Below are 19876 nucleotides of genomic sequence, written 5' to 3' on the forward strand. Positions count from 1 at the left end.
GGGTGGTCACCCGCGTCCGCGTCGGGCGTCGTCAGCTGTGCGCGCGCCTCCGTCGGATCATGGCGGCGCCGACCACAGCGAGGAACGCCCCGGTCAGGGCAGCCATCCCGGGCGCTTCGGCACCGGTGTCGGCCAGACCTCGCGGAGCGGTCGTCGCTTCTCCGATCACTGCCGGAGCGCTGATCACGGCTGCCGCGGTCACGCGCAGAGGCACACTCGCCTGAACAGTCGCACCTGCACCCAGCGCCACGAGAGTGTGGGCGCCGGCCGGAGCGGATGTCGGAATCCGCAGCGTCCCGCTGATCCGCCCGTCCGCATCAGCGGTCAGCGTTCCCAGCGCGAGAGGATCCGAATGCAACTCGAAGGCCACCGTCTCACCCGCGACGAAGCCCCTGCCGCTGATGAGCAGGTCTCCGCCCGCGCGGACCGAATCGACGGCGAGCGTCAGCTCGGGCGCGGGTTCGGGTTCGGGCTCCGTGCACGTCGCATCGAGCGCGACGTCGATGCCGGCGAGAACGTCTCCCTCGGCGAGTTCCACCGACTGGGCGCCCTCGATCGACGATGACCCTCCGTAGTACTGGGCGCAGAAGCCGTCGGCGAAGACGCCGATGCGGTAGGCGCCGGCGGGGAGCGGTCCCCCCTCGGCCTGCTCGGGCAATCCGGTGCCGAACCTGTAGTCGGATCCGGTTGCCGCTCGAGCGACCTCGCGCCACTCTCCGCCGCTCCAGAGATACGCGACGACGTCCGCTCCCGATCCCGGCACCTCCGATCCGTCTGCCGTGATGGTTCCGCCGATATCGCCTCCCAGCGACAGATCGAAGTCGACCCCCGTCGCGTCCGCGGACTCCCCGACAGTGACGTCCGTCGCCTCGGACCTCGTGTCGGCCCTGTCGTAGAACTGCTTGGCGTACACCGGTTCGTATGCGCTCCCGTAGGCGCTGACTGTGTAGGTGCCGGGCCGCAGCATCACTTCATAGTGGCCGGACGAGTCCGTGTAGGCCATGCCCTGGCCCAGGAGGCCGTCCTGCCAGATCTCGACGACCGCGTCGGCGAGAGGCAGGCCGTCAGCGAGCACAGTGCCGATGATGGCCACCGCTCGGTCGAGCTCAGCGCTCAGGGTCAGCGACTGCCCTGATGCGATCGTGACGGGCGTAGCCTCGGCGCTGGTGGCCGAGTTCTCCCAGTACTCGCTCAGAACGCGCGAATCGTAGCTCGTGAACTGGACCTCGTACGCGCCTGGCGCCACCGCCAGGCGGTACGAGCCGTCGGGTGCGATCGGAGAACTGAAGTAGTTCCCGCCTCCGGACGCCGACACGGTGCCGAAGACAGGAGACCCGTCGGCGGTGGTCACCGTACCTGAGATCGCCGACGCCCCGACGAGGCTCGCATCGATGCCGGAGGACTCCGACCCCGCGTCGACTCTCACACCGGTCGCCGCCGTCGGGGTGAGGGCTTCCTCCCAGTACTCGTCGGACAGTGATTCGTCCGGCGCGTCGAACTTCACGGTGTACGTCGCCGCCGGGAGTCCGACTGCCTGATACGTGCCGTCTGCAGCGGTGATCGCCATCGCCGGCGAGACCAGGAACGAGTCGGGCGACAGCTGCACGTGAACCCCCGCGACCGGAGCGTCGTCGCTCTCGCGCGTCACTCGACCGGAGATGCTCCCGCCCCGCTCCAGCGACGCGTCGATGCCGCTGATCTCCTCGCCTCCGAGGACGGTGATCCGTTGCGCCCTGTCCCACGATCGCGCGTCGTCCCAGTACTCGGTGATGAATCCGGCGCCGCTCGTGTCGGTCGTGAAGCGCACGGTGTACTCGCCCGGCTGCAGACCCGGAACGGCGTATCCGCCGTCCGTACCCGTGACGGCGACGCCGCCCTGGGTGAAGTCCGCGCTGGTGACGTAGACCGACACGTTCTCGAGCGGTGTCCCGTCGTCCTGGCGCGAGACCGTTCCCGAGATCGTCGTCGTCTGCTCTTCTTCAGCGGCGGCACTCACCGGCGCCCCGACCGCGAGCGCCAGTACCGCGGCCCCTGCCATCAGAGAGCGGAGCACTGCTCGCCTGATCGAACGTGACGTCATCATCATCCCTTGTTCGTGGGCACGTCCGAAGCGCTCGCGCTGTCACATGACCAGGTGGATCGGATGTGCCGACAGAGCGGCATCCGATCTGAATCTAGGGGATCACGACATAGGAAAGGAATAGTCGATACTCAGGACTAATCCGCGAAGGTCCCGACTTCCGGCACTCGGTCCGTGCGTCCATAGCGCAGCAGCAGCACGCCCTCGTCGTCCGGAGCGGGTGGCTCCAGCAACCCGAGCACCGACGGCAGCGCGTCGTCGCCGAAGACCTTCTTGCCGGCGCCGAGCAGGATCGGGTAGACCCAGAGGTTCAACTCGTCGAACAGGCCCTCGGCGAGCAGCGAGTGCACGAGATCGATGCTGCCGATGACGTGCACCTCGTCGTGGCGCTCCCGGAGATCGGCGATCTCGGCGGCGAGATCATCGCCGACGCGCACGCTGCCCTGCCACGGCAGGTCGAGATCCGCTTCCCTCGTCGCGACGTACTTCGGCACGCGGTCGAAGAGCCGGCCGATCTCTCCCGACGGCCCATCCGTGTGATGCGGCCAGTACGAGGCGAAGATGTCGTACGTCCGGCGTCCGAGCAGCAGGGCGTCGAGCCGCTGCATCCCCTTCGCGACACCCTCACCCATGCGGGACGACGGGTACCCGGCCTGCCAGCCGCTGAAGCGGAATCCTCCGGAGGTGTCCTCGTCGACGCCGCCCGGTCCTTGCGCGACCCCGTCGAGAGTGGTGAAGAGATCGATCAAGATACGTCCGGTCATGGCAGTGCTCCTTCGCACAGGTAGGGGACGACAGGTTGTCACACGATGACGGGGTCCTTCAGCGGCGCGATGTGGAACGTCCGCGCGAACGATTCGAGGTGCGCGACCTCGCCGCGCACCACGTCGAGCTCCTCCTGCTCGATCGCCTCGGCCGGGGTGATCTCGCCGGCGATCAGTCGACGGATGCCGGGGCCGGCGACGATGACGGCATCCGGCTCCCCGTCGGGGATGCGTCCGTCGACGGGTGGCGCCGGCGGCGCGATCTGCGCGACCATCAGCTGTCCGCCGTTCACCGACGCGCGGAGCGCCACATCACCGACATGCAGCTCGTACTCCGCGTCGTCGGCGGCATCGGGTCGGAATGCCGTGCGCAGCGCCATCGTGAGGGAGGCGCCGGTGACGATGTCGCCGTCTTCGGGCTCCCCCATGGCCTGGAAGCCCCAGCGGCCCAACGCGAGGACGACGGGTTCGAGCGCCCGGCCGTAGGACGTCAGCTCGTACACGAGTCCGCAGTTCATGAGCGGCACCCGACGAACCAGGCCACCCTCCTGCAACTCCTTCAGGCGCGCCGACAGGATGTTGGTGGGGATGCGCGGCAGGCCCTGCTTGAGGTCGGTGTAGCGACGAGGGCCGACGAGCAGGTCGCGGACGATGAGCATCGCCCACCGCTCCCCGATCAGCTCGACGGCGGTCGTCACACCGCAGTACTGGCCGTAGCTGCGCGCCGCCATCAGGACGCGGCGCTCTGCTCCGCGATCGGCTCGGGCCCGTTCTCGGCCGCCTCCGGAGTCATGTAGACGAACTCCAGGACGTTGCCGTCGGGGTCCTCGAGGTCGCGGGAGTACATGAACCCGTAGTCCTGCGGATCCTTGGGCTCGGAGCCGCCGGCCGCGAGACCCGATGCCAGCACCGCGTCGACCTCGTCACGGGACTCGCGGCTGATGGCGACGAGCACCTGTGCGGCCTCCTTCGGATCCACCACGGTCTTGTCCGTGAAGGTGCCGAAGAAGTCGCGGGTCAGGATCATGAAGTAGACGTCGTCGCTCCACACGACGCAGGCGGCGTTCTCGTCGGTGAACAGCGGATTGATGTCGCAGCCGAGCGCCGTGTAGAACGCCTTGGCGCGCTCGAGGTCGGTGCTGGGCAGGTTGACGAAGACCTTGGTCACGATGACTCCTCTGTCGATGGTGAACTCTTCGGGCCGGCGTCTCGGCGACCCGATGGAGACAATGCTTGCAAATAACAAGTGGGCTTGTCAATAGCAAGTACGGTCACTCGCCGACGGCGGCATCCGTCCGAGTCCGCAGACCGAGGAGCGCCAGCGCGCCGGCACCCGCCGTGAGCGCGGCCACGACTCCCAGCCCCACTCCGGGAACGGATGCCGTCGCCACGGCCCCCGCCACGAGTGGTCCGCCCGCATCCCCCAGCTCGCGCCCGAGCTCGGCGCTGCCCATGGTGCGCCCCATCCGGTCGGCGGGTGTGGATGCCGCGAGATGGGAGAACGCGACGGGCGTCGCGGTGCCCACGCCGAGGCCGACGAGCAGTGCCGTCGCCACGAGCACCACGGCCTCGCCGGAGAGCGCAGAGATCCCGATCCCGACGGCGATCAGCGCGAGGCCGCCGACCGTGCCGAGCCGCACCGAGAGACGCCCCCGATCGTGGGCCGCCCCGATGAGCGGCTGCGCGAGGCTCGACGCGATCGCCAGCACCGTCACGATCGCCATGCTGCCGACCGTGCCGAGCCCCGCCTGACGTCCGAGCAGCGGGAGGAAGCCCACTGCGACCGCGAGCGCGCCGGTCGTCGCCGCGAGCACGAGCGTGGGCACGAGGAATCCCGGCGCCAGGAGCTCACGGCCGAGGTCGACCAGGGTCACGCGCGTGCGCGGCAGCACCGGCACGCGCGGCACGGCGATCGCCACCCATACCGCCGCGGCGAGACCGAGCACCGCCAGAGCCCAGAACAGCGCCGGCATCCCACCCCACACGATGAGCACCGCGCCGAGCAGAGGGCCGAGCGCGTAGCCGAGGCTCTTCCACGATCCGTAGCGGCCGAAGTACCTCCCGCGGGTGGAGGCACCGGTGAGCCGGGCGACGGCGGCGGAGGACGACGGCGAGAACGCGGATGCCGCGGCGCCCTGCCCGAGGCGTCCGATGACGAGTCCGATCATCCCGGGGACGACGGCTCCCACGACGGAGAACGCGGAGAACGCGAGGAGACCGCCGACGATCACGGGCCGCACGCCGATCCGGTCGCTCAGGGCGCCGAACAGCGGCTTGAGCAGCACCTCGGCGAGGTCGTACAGCGCGAGCGTGAACCCGAACGCGAGCAGCGTCCAGCCGAGGTCCTCGGTCTCGGCGCCGAGGGCCGCCGCGATGCCGTGCGCGCCGAAGGCAGTGGTGAAGCCGGCGAGATACAACGGAGCGAGGCGGGGCGCCGAGGATGTCGAGGTCACGGAGGGCGTCGAGGTCACGCTCGATTCTCGCAGGCCACGATCCGTCGCACGGGGGATGCCGCGGCATCCGCCGCCCCCGTAGGTTGGAGCAATGTCCGCAGTGCCGTTCACCCGCACCCCGAGCGCACGCGAGATGCGGGGCGACCTCGTGCTCGCGGCGATCATGTTCGTCGGAGCGGTGCTCAGCGCCGCCCTGTCGACGGTGGCCGAGATCTACGGCGACACAAGAGCCGAACCCTGGACGGCGCTCGTGTACGCGGTCGCCGTGACGGCTCCGCTCGCGGTGCGTCGCCGCTGGCCAGGGCCGGTGGCCGTCGCCGTCTGCGTCGCGTACTTCCTCGCGATCTCGTTCCAGGTGCCCGAGATCTACGTGGGCAACATCGCCATGTTCGTGTCGCTGTACACGGTCGGCGCCTGGATGGCGAACCGGCGGGCGGCCATGATCGTGCGGGTCGCGATCATCGTCGGCATGTTCGTCTGGCTGATCATCACGATGTACCGCGAGGCGATCGACGAGGCCGCCGCCGCGGATGTCGCCGCAGGGCTGCTCTCGCCCTACGTCGCGTTCATGCTCATCCAGATCCTCTTGAACGTCCTGTACTTCGGCGGCGCGTACTACTTCGGCGAGCGCTCCTGGAACGCCGCGCAGGCCAGGCAGATTCTCGAGCAGCGCACGGCCGAGCTCGAGCAGGAGCGCGAGGTCACGGCCGCGCAGGCCGTGGCACTCGACCGGGTGCGCATCGCCAGGGAGCTGCACGACGTGGTCGCGCACCACGTCTCGGTGATGGGTGTGCAGGCCGGAGCAGCGCGTCTCGTGATCGATCAGGATCCCGAGCGGGCGAAGACGATCCTCACCGGCATCGAGGGGTCGGCGCGCGACGCCATCCAGGAGCTGCGGCAGCTGCTCGAGACCCTGCGCACCCCGGGCGGGGAGACGATGGATGCCGCGTCGACGGTGACCCTCGACGACATCGGCGAGCTGGTCGAGGCGTCGACGGAGGCCGGACTCGCGACCGACTACGCCGTGATCGGCGAACCGACCCCGGTGCCGTCGATCGTCGCGGTCAACCTGTACCGGATCACGCAGGAGTCGCTCACCAACGCCCGCCGCCACGCGGGAGTCGGCGCGACCGCCGACGTCCGGGTGCGATACGACTCCGACGGCGTCGAGGTCGAGATCGTGAACACCGGCCGCACCGTCGCGGCGCTGCGCCCCGGGCTCGGCCAGCTCGGCATGAGAGAGCGCGCGGCGGCGTCGGGCGGCACGCTCGAGGTGACGCCCCGCCCCTCCGGAGGGCTGCGGGTCCGCGCGCGTGTCCCTCTCGCGCAGGCGCCGGGTTCGCCGGAGTCCGCGAGGCCGGCACCTGCCCCGAGTGAAGCGAGCACGTCTCGATGACCGCGTCCGCCCCGACCATCCGCGTGCTGCTCGTCGATGACCATGCCATGCTGCGCGCCGGCTTCCGCACGATCCTCGACACCCAGCCCGACATCACGGTCGTCGGCGAGGCGGCCACCGGAGCCGAGGCCGTGGAGCAGGCATCCGCTCTTCATCCAGACGTCATCACGATGGACGTCCAGATGCCCGACATGGACGGCATCGAGGCGACCCGGCGCATCGTGTCCGACCCCGAGATCGGGGCGGCGATCGCCATCGTCACGACCTTCGACCGCGACGACTACCTGTACCAGGCGCTGGATGCGGGGGCGAGCGGCTTCCTGCTCAAGAACGCCGGAGCCGACGACCTCATCTCGGCCGTCCGGGCCCTGGCCGCGGGCGACGGGATGCTGGCACCCGAGGTGACCCGCCGCGTCCTTTCCCGGTTCGCGGCGGCGGCGGAACCTGCGGGTGCGGAGCCTGCGGGTACGGCTCCAGCGGGTGCGGCTCCAGCGGCCGCGCCGGCAGAGCCGGCGCCGCGGGTCGCGATGACGCTGGTCGATCCGCTCACCGACCGGGAGGCCGAGGTCCTGGTGCTGCTGGCCGACGCCCGCAGCAACGCTGAGATCGCGCGCGCCCTCTTCATCGGCGAGGCGACGGTGAAGACGCACGTCTCGCGCATCCTGCAGAAGCTCGGCGCACGTGATCGGGTGCAGGCCGTGGTGCTGGCGCACCGCATGGGCCTCGCCTGACCCGACCCTGCCCGCCCTGCCCCGGGGCGCGATCCCGATACTGTCGGAGGATGCCGACCGCTCCCCTGTCCCGCCCGATCCTGGCCGGCGTCGTCACCGCGCTCGTGGGCTTCACGAGCTCGTTCGCCGTGGTGCTGACGGGGCTCGGCGCGGTCGGGGCGACGCCCGCGCAGGCGGCGAGCGGTCTGCTCGCCGTGAGCCTCACGATGGGCGTCGCCTGCATCGTGCTCGCCTGGCGGTACCGGATGCCGATCACCGCGGCATGGTCCACGCCCGGCGCCGCACTGCTTGCCGCCACGGGCGCCGTCGAGGGCGGGTGGTCCGCCGCGGTCGGCGCATTCCTCGTGACGGCCGCACTGATCCTCCTCACCGCGCTGTGGCCGGCGCTCGGGGCGTTGATCGCCCGCATCCCGCCGTCGATCGCCCAGGCCATGCTCGCCGGTGTACTCCTTCCGCTCTGCCTCGCACCGATCACGGGTCTCGTGGCCAACCCGTGGGGCGTGGTGCCCGTCGTGCTCACCTGGCTCGTGTTCGCCCGCCTCGCCCCGCGCTGGGCCGTGCCGCTCGCGTTCGTCGCCGCCGCGGTCGTCGTCGCCGTCTCCCTGGCGCAGGCCGGGGCTCCCGTCGACGGCGGCCTTCTCGTGCCGCGACTCGAACTCACCGCCCCCACCCTCACCCTCGGGGCGCTGGTCGGCATCGCCCTGCCCCTGTTCATCGTCACGATGGCGTCGCAGAACGTGCCCGGCATCGCGATCATGCGCAGCTTCGGCTACGAGGTGCCCTGGCGGCCCGCCATGCTCGTCACGGGTCTCGGCACCGCCGCCGGAGCGACGGCGGGCGGGCACGCGATCAATCTCGCGGCGATCAGCGCAGCGCTCGCCGCCTCGCCCGATGCCGACCCCGATCCGCGGCGGCGGTGGGTCGCCGGAGTGTCGACAGGAGCGTCGTATCTCATTCTCGGCGGGTTCTCGGCCGCCTTCGCCGCCCTCGTGTTGCTGGCTCCCGAGGCCGTCATCCCGGCGGTCGCCGGCCTCGCCCTCTTGGGCGCATTCGGGGCATCGGTGCAGCAGGCCATCGACGACCCGGGCGAGCGCCTCCCCGCCGTCGTGACCTTTCTCGTGGCCGCCTCGGGCATCGCGGTCCTCGGGGTGAGCGCGGCCTTCTGGGCGCTGGCGGCCGGACTGCTCGTACGACTGGTGCTGCACGTCGGGCGTCGCCCTCCGCAGGAACCCGGCCGCTCGGGCTAGCGTGGGTGCGTGACGTCTCCCTCTCCCGCCGCCGGTCCGTCGACGAGCACCTCGGGGTTCTTCGACGCGCGCGCCCTCCTCGAGCCGGTGAATCCCGCTGAGGTCGATGCGTTCTCGAGGGCGCAGAAGGGGGCGAACCCCCGGTCAGGCGCGCAGATCGCGGCGTGGGTGCTCGCCGTCGTCTGCCTCCTGATGGTCGTTCCGGTCATCGGCGTCATGATCTTGGGGCTCGGGTACGCGATCGGACGCGGCACCGGCGTCGCCGTCGCTCTGGTGCTGGGGCTGCTCCTCCTCGGCGGGATCATCGTGGCGACCGTCATGCTCGTGCGGCGCGGCATGCGTGCCCGTGCCGTCACGCGCTTCCGCCTCGCTCGTTTCGCGGCGTCGAACGCGATGAGCTACGTCGAGCGCATCGACGCCCCTCCGCTGCCCGGCCTGATCTTCTCGAGCGGCTCCGGTCGCATGTCCACCGATGTGCTCCGCGGACACTCCCCTCGTTTCGTCGAGTTCGGCAACTACCAGTACACGACGAGCAACGGCAAGCAGTCGCAGACCCACCGCTGGGGGTACGTGGCGGTCAAGCTCGACGTGCCGCTGCCGAACATCGTGCTCGACGCGCTGGGCAACAACACCCTCGGCAGCACCGTCGCCGGCGCGTTCACGCGCGACCAGCGGCTCTCGCTCGAAGGCGACTTCGACCGGTACTTCGCGCTGTACTGCCCGGCCGGATACGAGGTCGACGCTCTCTACCTCTTCACGCCCGACGTCATGGCGCGCTTCATCGACCACGCCGCCCAGCTCGACGTCGAGATCGTCGACGACTGGCTCTTCCTCTACGCACGCCGCGACGTGTCGACGCTCGACCCGGCGACGTGGGCCTGGCTGTTCGGCGCCGTCGGGGCGCTGCTCACAAAGCTCGACCAGTGGGCGCGGTGGCGCGACGATCGCCTGCGGCTGGGCGCTCAGCAGCATCCGGCCGCGGTGCCCGCGCCATCCGCTTCAGCGCCCGCGCATCCGGCGCTCCCGTTCTCCCCGCCGCAGGGTCTGCTCACGCCGCCGCCGATCGGCGTGGCTCCTCCCGGTCGCCGCCTTCGGCGTCGCGGGCCCTGGCTCATCGTCGGGATCGTCCTCGGCGCGGTGTTCCTCACGACCGCGCTGCCGTTCGCGGTCGGGATCCTCTCCGTCCTGCTGGCGCCGTAGCCCCCTACGTCCTCCCCCCGTCACTCGGATCCTCGCGGAGGCGTCCTCCTCGCGGCGGAGGCACGGGGTGACCCACCCGTGACGATCCCCGACGATCCGCCGCACGATCCGCCGCACGATCCGCCGCATGGGGGATGCCGCGGCGATGCGCTCCTCCGTAGCGTGAAGGCATGCGATGCAGTGTGCAGACCCCGACCGGATGGAGCGAGACGACGTGACCACAGGAAAGCTGGTCCTGACCGGCATCACCAAGAGCTACGGCACGCGGCGCGTGCTCGACGATGTGTCGTTCGAGGTCGCGCCCGGGCGGCTGACCGGGTTCGTCGGAGGCAACGGTGCGGGCAAGACGACGACCATGCGCATCGTCCTCGGGCTCCTCAACTCCGACGGCGGCCAGGTCGCCCTCGACGGTCGGGCGCTCACCAGCGCCGACCGCCGCCAGTTCGGATACATGCCCGAAGAGCGCGGCCTGTATCCGAAGATGAAGGTGCTGGAGCAGATCGTGTACCTCGCGCGACTGCACGGCTTCGACAAGACGGATGCCACGACGCGGGCGACCGCGCTGCTCACCGAGCTCGGTCTCGAGGAGCGCCTGAACGACACCATCGAGTCGCTGTCGCTCGGCAACCAGCAGCGGGCGCAGATCGCCGCCGCCCTGGTGCACGACCCCGAGGTGCTCATCCTCGACGAGCCGTTCTCAGGCCTCGACCCGCTGGCGGTCGACGTCGTCGCGTCGGTGCTGCAGTCCTCCGCCGCCCGGGGCGCCTCGATCCTGTTCTCCTCGCATCAGCTCGACGTCGTCGAACGGCTCTGCGACGACCTCGTCATCCTCGCCGGCGGCACCATCCGCGCCGCCGGATCCCGCGACGGGCTGCGCGCTCAGCACGCCGGCGACCGGTACGAGCTCGTCTCCGCCGGGGACGCCGGCTGGCTGCGCTCCGAGCCGGGGGTCACCGTCCTCGACTTCGAGGGCGGCTACGCCCTGTTCGACGCCGACGGACCCGAGACGGCTCAGCGGGTGCTCCGCACCGCCGTCGATCGCGGCGATGTCGCGAGCTTCGCTCCCAAGCATCCGTCCCTCGCCCAGATCTTCAAGGAGGTCATCCAGTGAGCACCTCGTCCCCCGCTTCGCGGCCCGCGCGTTCCTCCGTGGGCTCAGGTCTGCAGGCCTCGATGATCTGGCTCGTCGCCGAGCGCGAGATCGGATCCAAGCTGCGCAGCAAGGCGTTCCTCATCTCGACCGGCATCCTGCTGCTGCTCGCTCTCGCGGGCATCGTGATCGGCGGCTTCGCCAGCCAGAACACCGAGGCGATGCCGGTGGCGGCGACCTCGGAGACGGCATCCGTCGTGTCGGCCCTGCCCGACGTCGAGGTGACGGAGGTCTCCGATAAGGCCGAGGCCGAAGAGCTCCTCCGCTCCGAGAAGGTCGATGCCGCCGTCCTCCCCGGCGAGGGTCCGACCGGACTCACGGTCGTGGCCCTCAAGGACGCGCCGAGCGGTCTCGTCTCGGGGCTGTCGCAGGCTCCGACCGTCGAGATCCTCGAGCCGGCGACCACCAACCCGCTGCTGCGGTACTTCATCGCCATCGCGTTCGGCATCGTGTTCATGGGTGCCGCCGCGACCTTCGGAGGCACCATCGCGCAGAGCGTCGTCGAGGAGAAGCAGACCCGCGTGGTCGAGATCCTGCTGTCGTCGATCTCGGCGCGCACGCTGCTCGCCGGCAAGGTGATCGGCAACACGATCCTCGCGATGGGTCAGATCCTCGCCCTCGCGGCGGTCGCGACGATCGGCCTGATCGTGACGGGCCAGCGCGAGGTGCTCGCGACCCTCGGCGCCCCGATCATCTGGTTCGCGGTGTTCTTCCTGTTCGGATTCATCCTGCTCGCCGCGCTGTTCGCCGCAGCGGCGTCGATGGTGTCGCGTCAGGAGGACATCGGCTCGACCACGACCCCGATCACGATGCTGATCATGGCGCCGTACGTGCTGGTGATCATCTTCAACGACAACCCGCTGGTGCTGACGATCATGTCGTACGTGCCGTTCTCCGCTCCGGTCGGCATGCCGATGCGGCTGTTCGTGGGCGAGGCGCAGTGGTGGGAGCCGCTGCTCAGCCTCGTGATCCTGCTGGCGAGCTGTGTCGCGGCGATCGTGATCGGCGCGAAGATCTACGAGAACTCGCTGCTGCGCATGGGCTCGCGGGTCAAGCTCGGCGAGGCGCTGCGGGGCTGACCCGACGCACTCTCCACACGCCCTCTCCACGCACTCTCCACACGCACAACTTCGGATGCCGCGGCTGACACGCCGCGGCATCCGTCGTTCATCCGGCGTGTCACGCCGCCCATCCGAAGTTGTGCTCGTCCAGGGTGCGGGGGCCGAGGTCAGATCCGGGCGGGAGGGGCAGACCGGGCAGACCGGGCCGACCGGGCCGACCGGGCCGACCGGGCCGGACGGGTCAGAGCAGCCCGTCCGACAGGGTGGTGGGGTTGCCGAAGCGGTGGTTGGTGATCGAGATCGCCTGCTCATGCAGGAACGGGAGCATCTCGACGCGACCTGCACCGGTGACGGCGTGCGACCACACGGCGACATCGGGGGTACCGCCGAGCGCCTCGAACAGGGCCGAGGGGTCGCCTCCGACCAGACGGACCCGCTGCCAGGTGTGCTCCGCCTTGGCAGCCGCCTTCGCGAAGCGCGCGACCCACGCGGCGTCCTTCTCCTGTGCGACCGTCACGCCCTGGGCGCGCAGCGCCTTCTCGACGCGAGAGGGCAGCACCGCCGCGGACACCGTGAAGGGGCTGCCGCTTCGGAGGGCGGCGGCGATCACGCGGATGCCGTCGACCAGCGACGCGCCCTCCGCGATGCGCACGTCGGCCGCGACCGGACGGTACCGGAAGACGTTGCGCTCGACCTCGAGCCCGGACTTGTCGGTCACGGCGCCGAACTCGTCGACCCACGCACGCTCGTCGGATGCCGCGGCGCGATGCAGCCACTCGATCTCGACCGCGTCGAGGGCGGCGGCGGATGCGGTCAGCAGCGCCTCGACGGCGGGGGCCGTCGCGGCGCCCGGAGCGGCTGCGGGGAGCTCGGCGCGTGTCCAGTCGCCGAGCCCGAACAGGTAGTTCGGCCCTCCGGCCTTGGCGCCCGCTCCGACGGCCGAGCGCTTCCACCCGCCGAACGGCTGACGCTGCACGATCGCCCCGGTGATGCCGCGGTTGACGTAGAGGTTGCCGGCCTCGACGCCGTCGATCCACGTCGCGACCTCGGCGGAGTCCAGCGAGTGGATGCCGGCGGTCAGACCGTAGTCGACCGCGTTCTGCAGACGGATCGCCTCGTCGAGGTCCTTCGCGTGCATGATGCCGAGCACCGGGCCGAAGAACTCCGTCAGGTGGGTGGTGGATCCGGGAGCGACACCGATCTTCACGCCGGGGGTCCACTGGCGACCCTCGTCATCGAGCTTCTTCGGCTCGACGAGCCAGCGCTCGCCCTTGTCGAGGGTCGTGAGCGCGGTCAGCAGCTTGCCGTCGGCGGGCTCGATGATCGGCCCCATCTGGGTCGCCGGGTCGTCGGGCAGGCCCACGCGCATCGACGTCACCGCATCGACGAGCTGACGCTCGAAGCGCTCGGAGTCCGCGACCGAGCCGACGAGGATGGCGAGGGATGCCGCGGAGCATTTCTGCCCCGCGTGCCCGAACGCGCTGCGGGCGACGTCGGCGGCCGCGAGGTCGAGGTCGGCCGACGGCGTCACGATGATCGCGTTCTTGCCGCTGGTCTCGGCGAGCAGCGGCAGGTCGGAGCGGAACGAGCGGAATAGCTGCGCCGTCTCGTACGCACCCGTGAGGATCACGCGGTCGACCGCAGGGCTGGCGACGAGCTGGGTACCCAGGTCGCGGTTCGCGAGGTCGACGAGTGCGAGCAGGTCGCGGGGCACGCCCGCAGCCCACAGGGCCTCGACCATGACGGCACCGCACCGCTGGGTCAGCTTCGCCGGCTTGATGACGACGCCTGATCCGGAGGCGAGACCGGCGAGCACACCGCCCGCGGGGATCGCGACGGGGAAGTTCCACGGCGGGGTGACGACCGTGACCTTCGACGGCACGAACTCGGCGCCGGGGATGCTCTCGAGGTCCAGAGCGCGCTCGGCGTAGTAGTGCGCGAAGTCGATGGCCTCGCTCACCTCGGGGTCGGCCTCGGCGATGGTCTTGCCCGCCTCGTGCGCCATGATCTCGATCAGCTGGCCGCGTCGCGCGGCGAGCTCGTCACCCGCGCGGTGCAGCACCGCGGCACGCTCGGCCGCAGGCAGGGCGGCCCACCTCGCCGCCGCCGCGGTGGCAGCGGCGAAGACGCCGTCGAGCTCGTCGCGCGTCTCGACGCGGCCCAGGGCGATGGAGTCGAGGCCCAGTGTGGAGTCGACCGAACGCGCGAGGATCTCGCGACCCCAGGTGCGGTTGCCGGCGATGGCCGGGTCGCTGTCGGGCTGGTTCGCGAAGCCCGTGGTCGTCGCGGTGCGGCCGGCAGCAGCATCCGCCGCCTCCGCCGCGCGATCCTGCACGCGGTTCGACGCGGGCACGCTGCGGTCCGCCTCGAGGGCGGCGAGCGAACGCTCGAAGCGCTCGCGCTCGCGAGTGAGCAGCTGCGGGTTCGACGCGAGCTCGAACACCGCCGACATGAAGTTCTCGGGGCTCGCGTTCTCCTCGAGGCGGCGCACGAGGTAGGCGATCGCGACGTCGAACTCGGCCGGGTTCACGACCGGCGTGTAGAGCAGCAGCTGTCCGACGTCCTTGCGCACGGCCTCGGCCTGACCGGTCGCCATGCCGAGGAGCATCTCGTACTCCACGGCATCGGTGACGTTCCGGTCCTTCGCGAGCAGCCACGTGTACGCGATGTCGAAGAGGTTGTGACCCGCGACGCCGATGCGCACGGCATCCAGGCGCTCCGGCGTCATCGCCCAGTCGAGCACGCGCTTGTAGTTGGTGTCGGAGTCCTGCTTGGTGCCGTAGGTCGCGAGCGGCCAGCCGTGCACCTTCGCGTCGACCTCCTCCATGGCGAGGTTGGCGCCCTTGACGACGCGGACCTTGATGGCGGCGCCGCCCCGGGCCCGGCGAGCCGCCGCCCACTCCTGCAGGCGCTGCATCGCCGAGAGGGCGTCGGGCAGGTAGGCCTGCAGCACGATGCCCGCCTCGAGGTTCTCGAGCCCCGGCTGATCGAGGATGCTCGTGAACGCGGCGATGGTGAGGTCGAGGTCGCGGTACTCCTCCATGTCGAGGTTGATGAACTTGGTGCGGCCGTTCGCCTCCGACGCGGCCGCCAGCTCGTACAGCGGCGTGAGCTTCTCGACGACATCGGCGACGGCCTCGTCGAACGACCACATCGAGAGCTGGCTGACCACGCTCGAGACCTTGATCGAGACGTAGTCGACGTCCTTGCGGGCGAGGAAGTCGTAGGTGCCCTGCAGGCGTCGTCCGGCCTCGCGCTCGCCGAGCACGGCCTCGCCGAGGAGGTTGAGGTTCAGGCGGTTGCCGCTCTTGCGCAGCTTCGCGATCGCGGGGCCGAGCTTCGACGGCGTGGCGTCGAGAACGAGGTGTCCCACCATCGCGCGCAGCACCCGGCGTGAGATCGGCACCACGACGCCGGGGAGCTTCGGCGCCCAGAATCCGCCGGTCTTGATGGCCGCCCGCAGGTACGCCGGAAGGAGGGTCGGGGTGATCTCAGAGATCTCGGCGAGCTTGCGACCGGCGACGCTGAGGTCTTCGGGGCGCATCACGCCGTCGACGAACCCGACGGTGAAGGCGAGTCCGTTCGGGTCCTTGAGGACCTCGGACAGGCGCTGGGCGGCGGGCTCGACGGGATGCGTCTCGCTCTCAGCGAGCCAGCGCTGCACCAGGGCTGCGACGTCTTCGGTGCGCGGCGTGGTCTCGGGTGTGGTGGTGTCGGCGGCGACGGTCATGAGCGGGTACCTCTCGGGGGATCGCACACCCGGGTTCGTGTGCGGCTCGATCATTGTCGGGCCGCCGAGTAGGCTACGTCTATCAACCGATCCGAGCGGATTCTGTTCGGCTGAGCTGAACGATTGCGTAGCCGACCACCACGGCGACAGGAGAGAGCGGATGCTGGACGTCAACAGGCTCCGGATGCTCGTCGAGCTGTCCCGCCGCGGCACCCTGTCTGCGGTGGCCGACGCGCTGTCGTACAGCAAGGCCTCGGTGTCGCAGCAGCTCGCCGCGCTCGAGCGCGAAGTCGGCGTCCCGCTGCTGCGCAGGGTCGGCCGCGGCGTGCAGTTCACGCCTCAGGGAAACGTCCTCGTCGCGCAGGCGATCGCGATCCTCGACCAGCTCGAGCACGCCGAGGTCGCCGTCGCGGAATCTCTGACCGAGGTCACCGGAACGGTGCACATCGCCGTCTTCCAGTCGGCCGCGCATTCGCTGCTCCCCCGCTCGCTCGAGGCGTTGAAGTCCGAGCATCCGGCGCTGAGGGTCGAGGTCACCGAATGCGACCCCGAGACCGGACTCGTGGGCGTCTCGAGTCGGGACTTCGACCTCATCCTCGCCGAGCAGTACCCCGGCCGTACGCGCCCCATCCACGCCGACCTCGATCGCGTGGTTCTCGCGCACGACGCGATCGCACTGGCGAGGAGCGCGCCGGGCGACGTGACCGGTACGGATGCCGCCGCTGCCCTGTGGGCGACCCGAGACGACCCCTGGGTGCTGGAGCCGGCGGGCACCGCATCCCGCGCCTGGGCCGAGCAGCTGTGCCGCACCGCGGGCTTCGAGCCGGACGTCCGCTTCGAGGTCGCCGACCTCACCGCGCACGTGCGCCTGATCCATGCGGGTCTTGCCGTGGGACTGCTGCCCGAGCTGGTGTGGGCCGGCGACACGCCCTCGGTCGGCCTCGCCGCGCTGCCCGATGCGCCTCGGCGAGAGATCTTCTCGTCCGCACGCCGCGTCTCGGCCGCGGCTCCGTCCATCCGGGCAGTGCGCAAGGCATTGGCCGGGGCCGCCGCGCACATCCTCCCCGACTGACGGACCCCTCGCGCAGACGCTCAGACGAGCTCGGAGATACGCAGCACCTCGCCGAGCCGCCACCACGGTGAGCCCGGCGGGAGAGTCCACCCTGCATCCCACCCTCCCCCGGCGTCGTTGAGACCCGAGAGACCGACGCGGAGCTCGACCATCACGAACCGGGCCGCGGGCCAGAGCAGTGCCGAGCGCGGCGTGAAGGGCCCGAGGCTCTGCACGTACAGGGCGACGAGTCGCGCCGAGTGGTCAGGAGTCGGGTCGCCGCCGCCGATGTCGCGTTCGAGGAGGTGGCCGCCGGGGAGGCGCGTGCACAGCTCGAGATACGACGACGTCTGCACCGCGAGCGACCTCCAGACCGAGTCGAGCTCGGGCGAGGACGCGATCGGGAGGTCGGGCAGCGCAGAGGCGAGCACGAGCGTCTTCAGGCACTCCACGACATGCTGCTCGGCCTCGGCGCGCGGTCGATCACCGAGGCCGGCGACCGTCGCCTCGGCGTACTCCCGCGAGAACGCGGGAAGCGGCGTGCGATCCATGTCGACTCCTCTCGCCGTTCCTCCGGTGCGCGTTCGAGAACCATACCCGATCACATGCGGGCGTTTCGTCCCCATGTGGATACAGATGGCGTGGCGCGGCTCGGATGCCTGCCCTCTGCGTCGAGCGCGCGGAGCCGTGCGGGAATATGCATGCACATACATGCGTTCCCACCCCCTGTACGCGGACGAAGGAGTCCGATCGACTCCTTCTCGAAAGGCACTTCCGTGAGTTCTCCCGTCCTCGACCGCACCGCCCCCACCGAGCACCCCGTGCTCGACGTCCTCGCCGGGCGCTGGAGCCCCCGCGCGTACGACGCGCAGAACGAGATCGACGAGGCCAAGCTCGCGACGGCTCTCGAAGCCGCACGCTGGAGCCCCTCCGCCAACAACTCGCAGCCCTGGCGTTTCATCGTCGCCCGTCGCGGCACCGCACTGCACGCGCAGATCGTCGACTCCCTCATGGGCTTCAACCAGATGTGGGCGACGAATGCGGCCGCGCTCGTCGTCGCCGTCGCCGAGACCGCGACGGAGGACGGCACTCCCGTCACGCACGCCTTCTACGACCTCGGCCAGGCCGTCGCGCACTTCTCGGTGCAGGCCCACCACGACGGCCTCGTCGTGCATCAGATGAGCGGCTTCGACCCCGAGGTCGTCCGTGAGTTCGCCGACCTCGACGAGCGCTTCGTCCCCGCCACCGTCATCGCCGTGGGCGAGTTCGGCGACGTCGACAGCCTGCCCGAGGTGCTGCGCGAGCGCGAGGTCGCCCCGCGCGTGCGTCGCCCGATCGACGAGACGGTCATCCTCAGCGCCTGATCTGCTCGCGAGAGCATCCCTCCGCTCCCGCCGCGTCCCTGTCGTCCGCATCCCCGTGCAGCGACAGCGGATGCGGCGGGAGCGCTGTTTCGTGAGGGATGCGGACCGCCCGTCGACTTACAATCGTCGGCATGGCAATTCAGCGAAGGATCAAGTCCGTCGAGCAGTCGATGGCAGAGACGCACGATGAGAAACGCTCGCTGAAGCGGTCGCTCGGCACCTGGGACCTCGCCGTCATGGGCGTCGCCGTCGCCGTCGGCGCGGGCATCTTCTCCGTCGGCGCCGAGGCCTCGGCTCGTCACGCCGGGCCCGCGGTGATCATCTCGTTCATCATCGCCGCCGCCGTGTGCGGCCTGGCGATCCTCTGCTACGCCGAGTTCGCCTCCTCCATTCCGGTGGCAGGCTCGGCCTACACGTTCACCTACTCGACCCTGGGCGAGTTCCTCGCCTGGATCATCGGCTGGGACCTCATCCTCGAGATGCTCATGGCCTCGGCCGTGATCGCGAAGTACTGGGGCGTCTACCTCGGCGACGCGGTGTCCCTGTTCGACCTCGAGATCCCGATGACGCTGCAGCTCGGTCCGCTCGCGTTCGACTGGGGCCCCGTCGTCATCGTCGCGATCTTCACGGTGCTCCTGGCGCTCGGAACGCGGCTGTCGAGCCGGGTGAACAGCGTGTTCACGGTCATCAAGGTCGCGATCGTGCTCTTCGTGATCATCGTCGGCCTGTTCTTCATCAACGGCGCCAACTACACGCCGTTCGTGCCTCCGGCCGAGACGGGCGCAGCGTCCGAGAGCGCCTGGACGCAGTCGCTGTTCTCCTTCATGACGGGCGCCGACCCGACGATGTACGGCGTTTTCGGCATCCTCAGCGGGGCCGCACTCGTCTTCTTCGCGTTCATCGGGTTCGACGTCGTGGCCACCAGCGCCGAGGAGACCAAGGACCCGAAGCGGACGGTGCCGCGCGGCATCATCCTCGGTCTCATCATCGTGACCGTGCTCTACGTGCTGGTCGCCATCGTCATCACCGGCATGGTCTCGTACACCGAGCTCGCAAAGCTCGACGAGCCGTCGCTGTCGAGCGCGTTCGAGCTCGTGGGTGCGACCTGGGCGGCGCAGGTGATCGCGATAGGCAGCCTCGTCGGCCTCACGACCGTCGTCATGGTGCTGCTCATGGGACTCGCCCGCGTCGTGTTCGCGATGAGCCGCGACGGCCTCCTCCCCCGTTCCCTGAGCGTCACCGACGCCAAGCGCGGCACCCCGATCCGCATTCAGCTCATCGTCGGCGTCGTCATCGCCCTCATCGCCGGCTTCACCGACGTGCAGGTGCTCGGCGACATGATCAACATCGGCACGCTGTCGGCGTTCGTGCTCGTGAGCATCGGAGTGCCGATCCTGCGCAAGACCCGCCCCGACCTCGAGCGCCCGTTCACGGTGCCGCTCTCGCCGTGGCTGCCGTGGATCTCGGCGCTCGCCTGCTTCTGGCTCATGCTGAACCTCAGCACCGAGACCTGGGTGCGCTTCGCGATCTGGCTGGCGCTCGGCATGGTGATCTACTTCGCCTACTCGCGTCGGCACTCGCTCATCGGGCGCGAGCTCGCGGCGGATGCGATCGCGAGCCGCAGCACGAGGATCTGACCGCCCCAGGCC

General features: G+C 70.3%; 16 protein-coding genes. 9 read left to right on the forward strand and 7 right to left on the reverse strand.

All coding sequences use genetic code 11. The features are described 5' to 3' along the window. Positions 1 to 31: 31 nt before the first annotated feature. From BN2660_RS04315 to BN2660_RS04335, 5 genes are all read right to left on the reverse strand, one after another. Positions 32 to 2080: an MSCRAMM family protein gene (locus BN2660_RS04315; RefSeq protein WP_176697079.1), complete on the reverse strand. Its 2049-nt coding sequence runs from the start codon at positions 2078 to 2080 to the stop codon at positions 32 to 34. A gap of 137 nt (positions 2081 to 2217) precedes the next feature. Then, the gene (locus tag BN2660_RS04320; protein ID WP_091227746.1) at positions 2218 to 2844 is read right to left on the reverse strand and encodes a dihydrofolate reductase family protein; all 627 of its coding nucleotides are present in this window, start codon (positions 2842 to 2844) and stop codon (positions 2218 to 2220) included. 38 nt (positions 2845 to 2882) lie between these two features. Then, positions 2883 to 3575: a winged helix-turn-helix transcriptional regulator gene (locus BN2660_RS04325; RefSeq protein WP_091227749.1), complete on the reverse strand. Its 693-nt coding sequence runs from the start codon at positions 3573 to 3575 to the stop codon at positions 2883 to 2885. After that, positions 3575 to 4015 carry a VOC family protein gene (locus BN2660_RS04330; RefSeq protein WP_091228055.1) on the reverse strand — a complete coding sequence of 147 codons (441 nt, stop codon included), beginning with the start codon at positions 4013 to 4015 and terminating at the stop codon, positions 3575 to 3577. The genes BN2660_RS04325 and BN2660_RS04330 overlap by 1 nt, the downstream gene beginning before the upstream one ends. A gap of 100 nt (positions 4016 to 4115) precedes the next feature. Beyond that, positions 4116 to 5315, reverse strand: coding sequence for an MFS transporter (locus BN2660_RS04335; protein ID WP_255305022.1), 1200 nt, complete (start codon positions 5313 to 5315; stop codon positions 4116 to 4118). 73 nt (positions 5316 to 5388) lie between these two features. Between BN2660_RS04335 and BN2660_RS04340 the strand changes: the two genes are divergently transcribed. The 6 genes from BN2660_RS04340 (at position 5389) to BN2660_RS04365 (ending at position 12100) form a co-directional block, all read left to right on the forward strand. Next, complete coding sequence (locus tag BN2660_RS04340; RefSeq protein ID WP_091227751.1) at positions 5389 to 6693, forward strand: sensor histidine kinase; 1305 nt, start codon at positions 5389 to 5391, stop codon at positions 6691 to 6693. After that, positions 6690 to 7424, forward strand: coding sequence for a response regulator (locus BN2660_RS04345; RefSeq protein ID WP_091227754.1), 735 nt, complete (start codon positions 6690 to 6692; stop codon positions 7422 to 7424). Before BN2660_RS04340 ends, BN2660_RS04345 begins: the two co-directional genes overlap by 4 nt. Positions 7425 to 7474: 50 nt before the next feature. Next, positions 7475 to 8671: a benzoate/H(+) symporter BenE family transporter gene (locus BN2660_RS04350; RefSeq protein ID WP_091227757.1), complete on the forward strand. Its 1197-nt coding sequence runs from the start codon at positions 7475 to 7477 to the stop codon at positions 8669 to 8671. 9 nt (positions 8672 to 8680) lie between these two features. Beyond that, a complete protein-coding gene (locus BN2660_RS04355) occupies positions 8681 to 9871 on the forward strand; it encodes a hypothetical protein (protein WP_091227760.1) in 1191 nt (396 codons plus the stop codon). Between the two features lie 199 nt (positions 9872 to 10070). Beyond that, on the forward strand, positions 10071 to 10982 hold the full coding sequence (locus tag BN2660_RS04360) for an ABC transporter ATP-binding protein (protein ID WP_091227762.1): 912 nt from the start codon (positions 10071 to 10073) through the stop codon (positions 10980 to 10982). 62 nt (positions 10983 to 11044) lie between these two features. Next, on the forward strand, positions 11045 to 12100 hold the full coding sequence (locus BN2660_RS04365; protein ID WP_091228063.1) for an ABC transporter permease: 1056 nt from the start codon (positions 11045 to 11047) through the stop codon (positions 12098 to 12100). A gap of 223 nt (positions 12101 to 12323) precedes the next feature. Here BN2660_RS04365 and BN2660_RS04370 read toward each other — a convergent pair whose 3' ends face one another. Further along, entirely contained in the window at positions 12324 to 15812 is a 3489-nt protein-coding gene (locus tag BN2660_RS04370; RefSeq protein WP_091228064.1) for a proline dehydrogenase family protein, read from the reverse strand. Between the two features lie 160 nt (positions 15813 to 15972). Here BN2660_RS04370 and BN2660_RS04375 point away from each other — a divergent pair, with 160 nt between their 5' ends. Then, entirely contained in the window at positions 15973 to 16884 is a 912-nt protein-coding gene (locus BN2660_RS04375) for a LysR family transcriptional regulator (protein WP_091227764.1), read from the forward strand. Between the two features lie 20 nt (positions 16885 to 16904). Here BN2660_RS04375 and BN2660_RS04380 read toward each other — a convergent pair whose 3' ends face one another. Beyond that, positions 16905 to 17414 carry a hypothetical protein gene (locus tag BN2660_RS04380; RefSeq protein ID WP_091227766.1) on the reverse strand — a complete coding sequence of 170 codons (510 nt, stop codon included), beginning with the start codon at positions 17412 to 17414 and terminating at the stop codon, positions 16905 to 16907. Positions 17415 to 17639: 225 nt separating this feature from the next. Between BN2660_RS04380 and BN2660_RS04385 the strand changes: the two genes are divergently transcribed. Together BN2660_RS04385 and BN2660_RS04390 are read left to right on the forward strand one after the other, a co-directional pair. Further along, positions 17640 to 18227, forward strand: a complete 588-nt coding sequence (locus tag BN2660_RS04385; RefSeq protein ID WP_091227768.1) for a nitroreductase family protein — start codon at positions 17640 to 17642, stop codon at positions 18225 to 18227. A 131-nt stretch (positions 18228 to 18358) separates the two neighbouring features. Continuing rightward, complete coding sequence (locus tag BN2660_RS04390) at positions 18359 to 19864, forward strand: amino acid permease (protein WP_091227770.1); 1506 nt, start codon at positions 18359 to 18361, stop codon at positions 19862 to 19864. The last annotated feature ends 12 nt before the right edge of the window (positions 19865 to 19876 follow it).

The organism is Microbacterium sp. 3J1 (assembly GCF_001049495.1).
GTDB lineage: Bacteria > Actinomycetota > Actinomycetes > Actinomycetales > Microbacteriaceae > Microbacterium.

Bases quoted from the DNA above. Each gene is read 5' to 3' on its own strand.
- BN2660_RS04315 (WP_176697079.1), bottom strand. From the start codon at position 2,080: ATGACGTCACGTTCGATCAGGCGAGCAGTGCTCCGCTCTCTGATGGCA.
- BN2660_RS04320 (WP_091227746.1), bottom strand. From the start codon at position 2,844: ATGACCGGACGTATCTTGATCGATCTCTTCACCACTCTCGACGGGGTC.
- BN2660_RS04325 (WP_091227749.1), bottom strand. From the start codon at position 3,575: ATGGCGGCGCGCAGCTACGGCCAGTACTGCGGTGTGACGACCGCCGTC.
- BN2660_RS04340 (WP_091227751.1), top strand. From the start codon at position 5,389: ATGTCCGCAGTGCCGTTCACCCGCACCCCGAGCGCACGCGAGATGCGG.
- BN2660_RS04345 (WP_091227754.1), top strand. From the start codon at position 6,690: ATGACCGCGTCCGCCCCGACCATCCGCGTGCTGCTCGTCGATGACCAT.
- BN2660_RS04350 (WP_091227757.1), top strand. From the start codon at position 7,475: ATGCCGACCGCTCCCCTGTCCCGCCCGATCCTGGCCGGCGTCGTCACC.
- BN2660_RS04360 (WP_091227762.1), top strand. From the start codon at position 10,071: ATGGAGCGAGACGACGTGACCACAGGAAAGCTGGTCCTGACCGGCATC.
- BN2660_RS04365 (WP_091228063.1), top strand. From the start codon at position 11,045: ATGATCTGGCTCGTCGCCGAGCGCGAGATCGGATCCAAGCTGCGCAGC.
- BN2660_RS04370 (WP_091228064.1), bottom strand. From the start codon at position 15,812: ATGACCGTCGCCGCCGACACCACCACACCCGAGACCACGCCGCGCACC.
- BN2660_RS04375 (WP_091227764.1), top strand. From the start codon at position 15,973: ATGCTGGACGTCAACAGGCTCCGGATGCTCGTCGAGCTGTCCCGCCGC.
- BN2660_RS04380 (WP_091227766.1), bottom strand. From the start codon at position 17,414: ATGGATCGCACGCCGCTTCCCGCGTTCTCGCGGGAGTACGCCGAGGCG.
- BN2660_RS04390 (WP_091227770.1), top strand. From the start codon at position 18,359: ATGGCAATTCAGCGAAGGATCAAGTCCGTCGAGCAGTCGATGGCAGAG.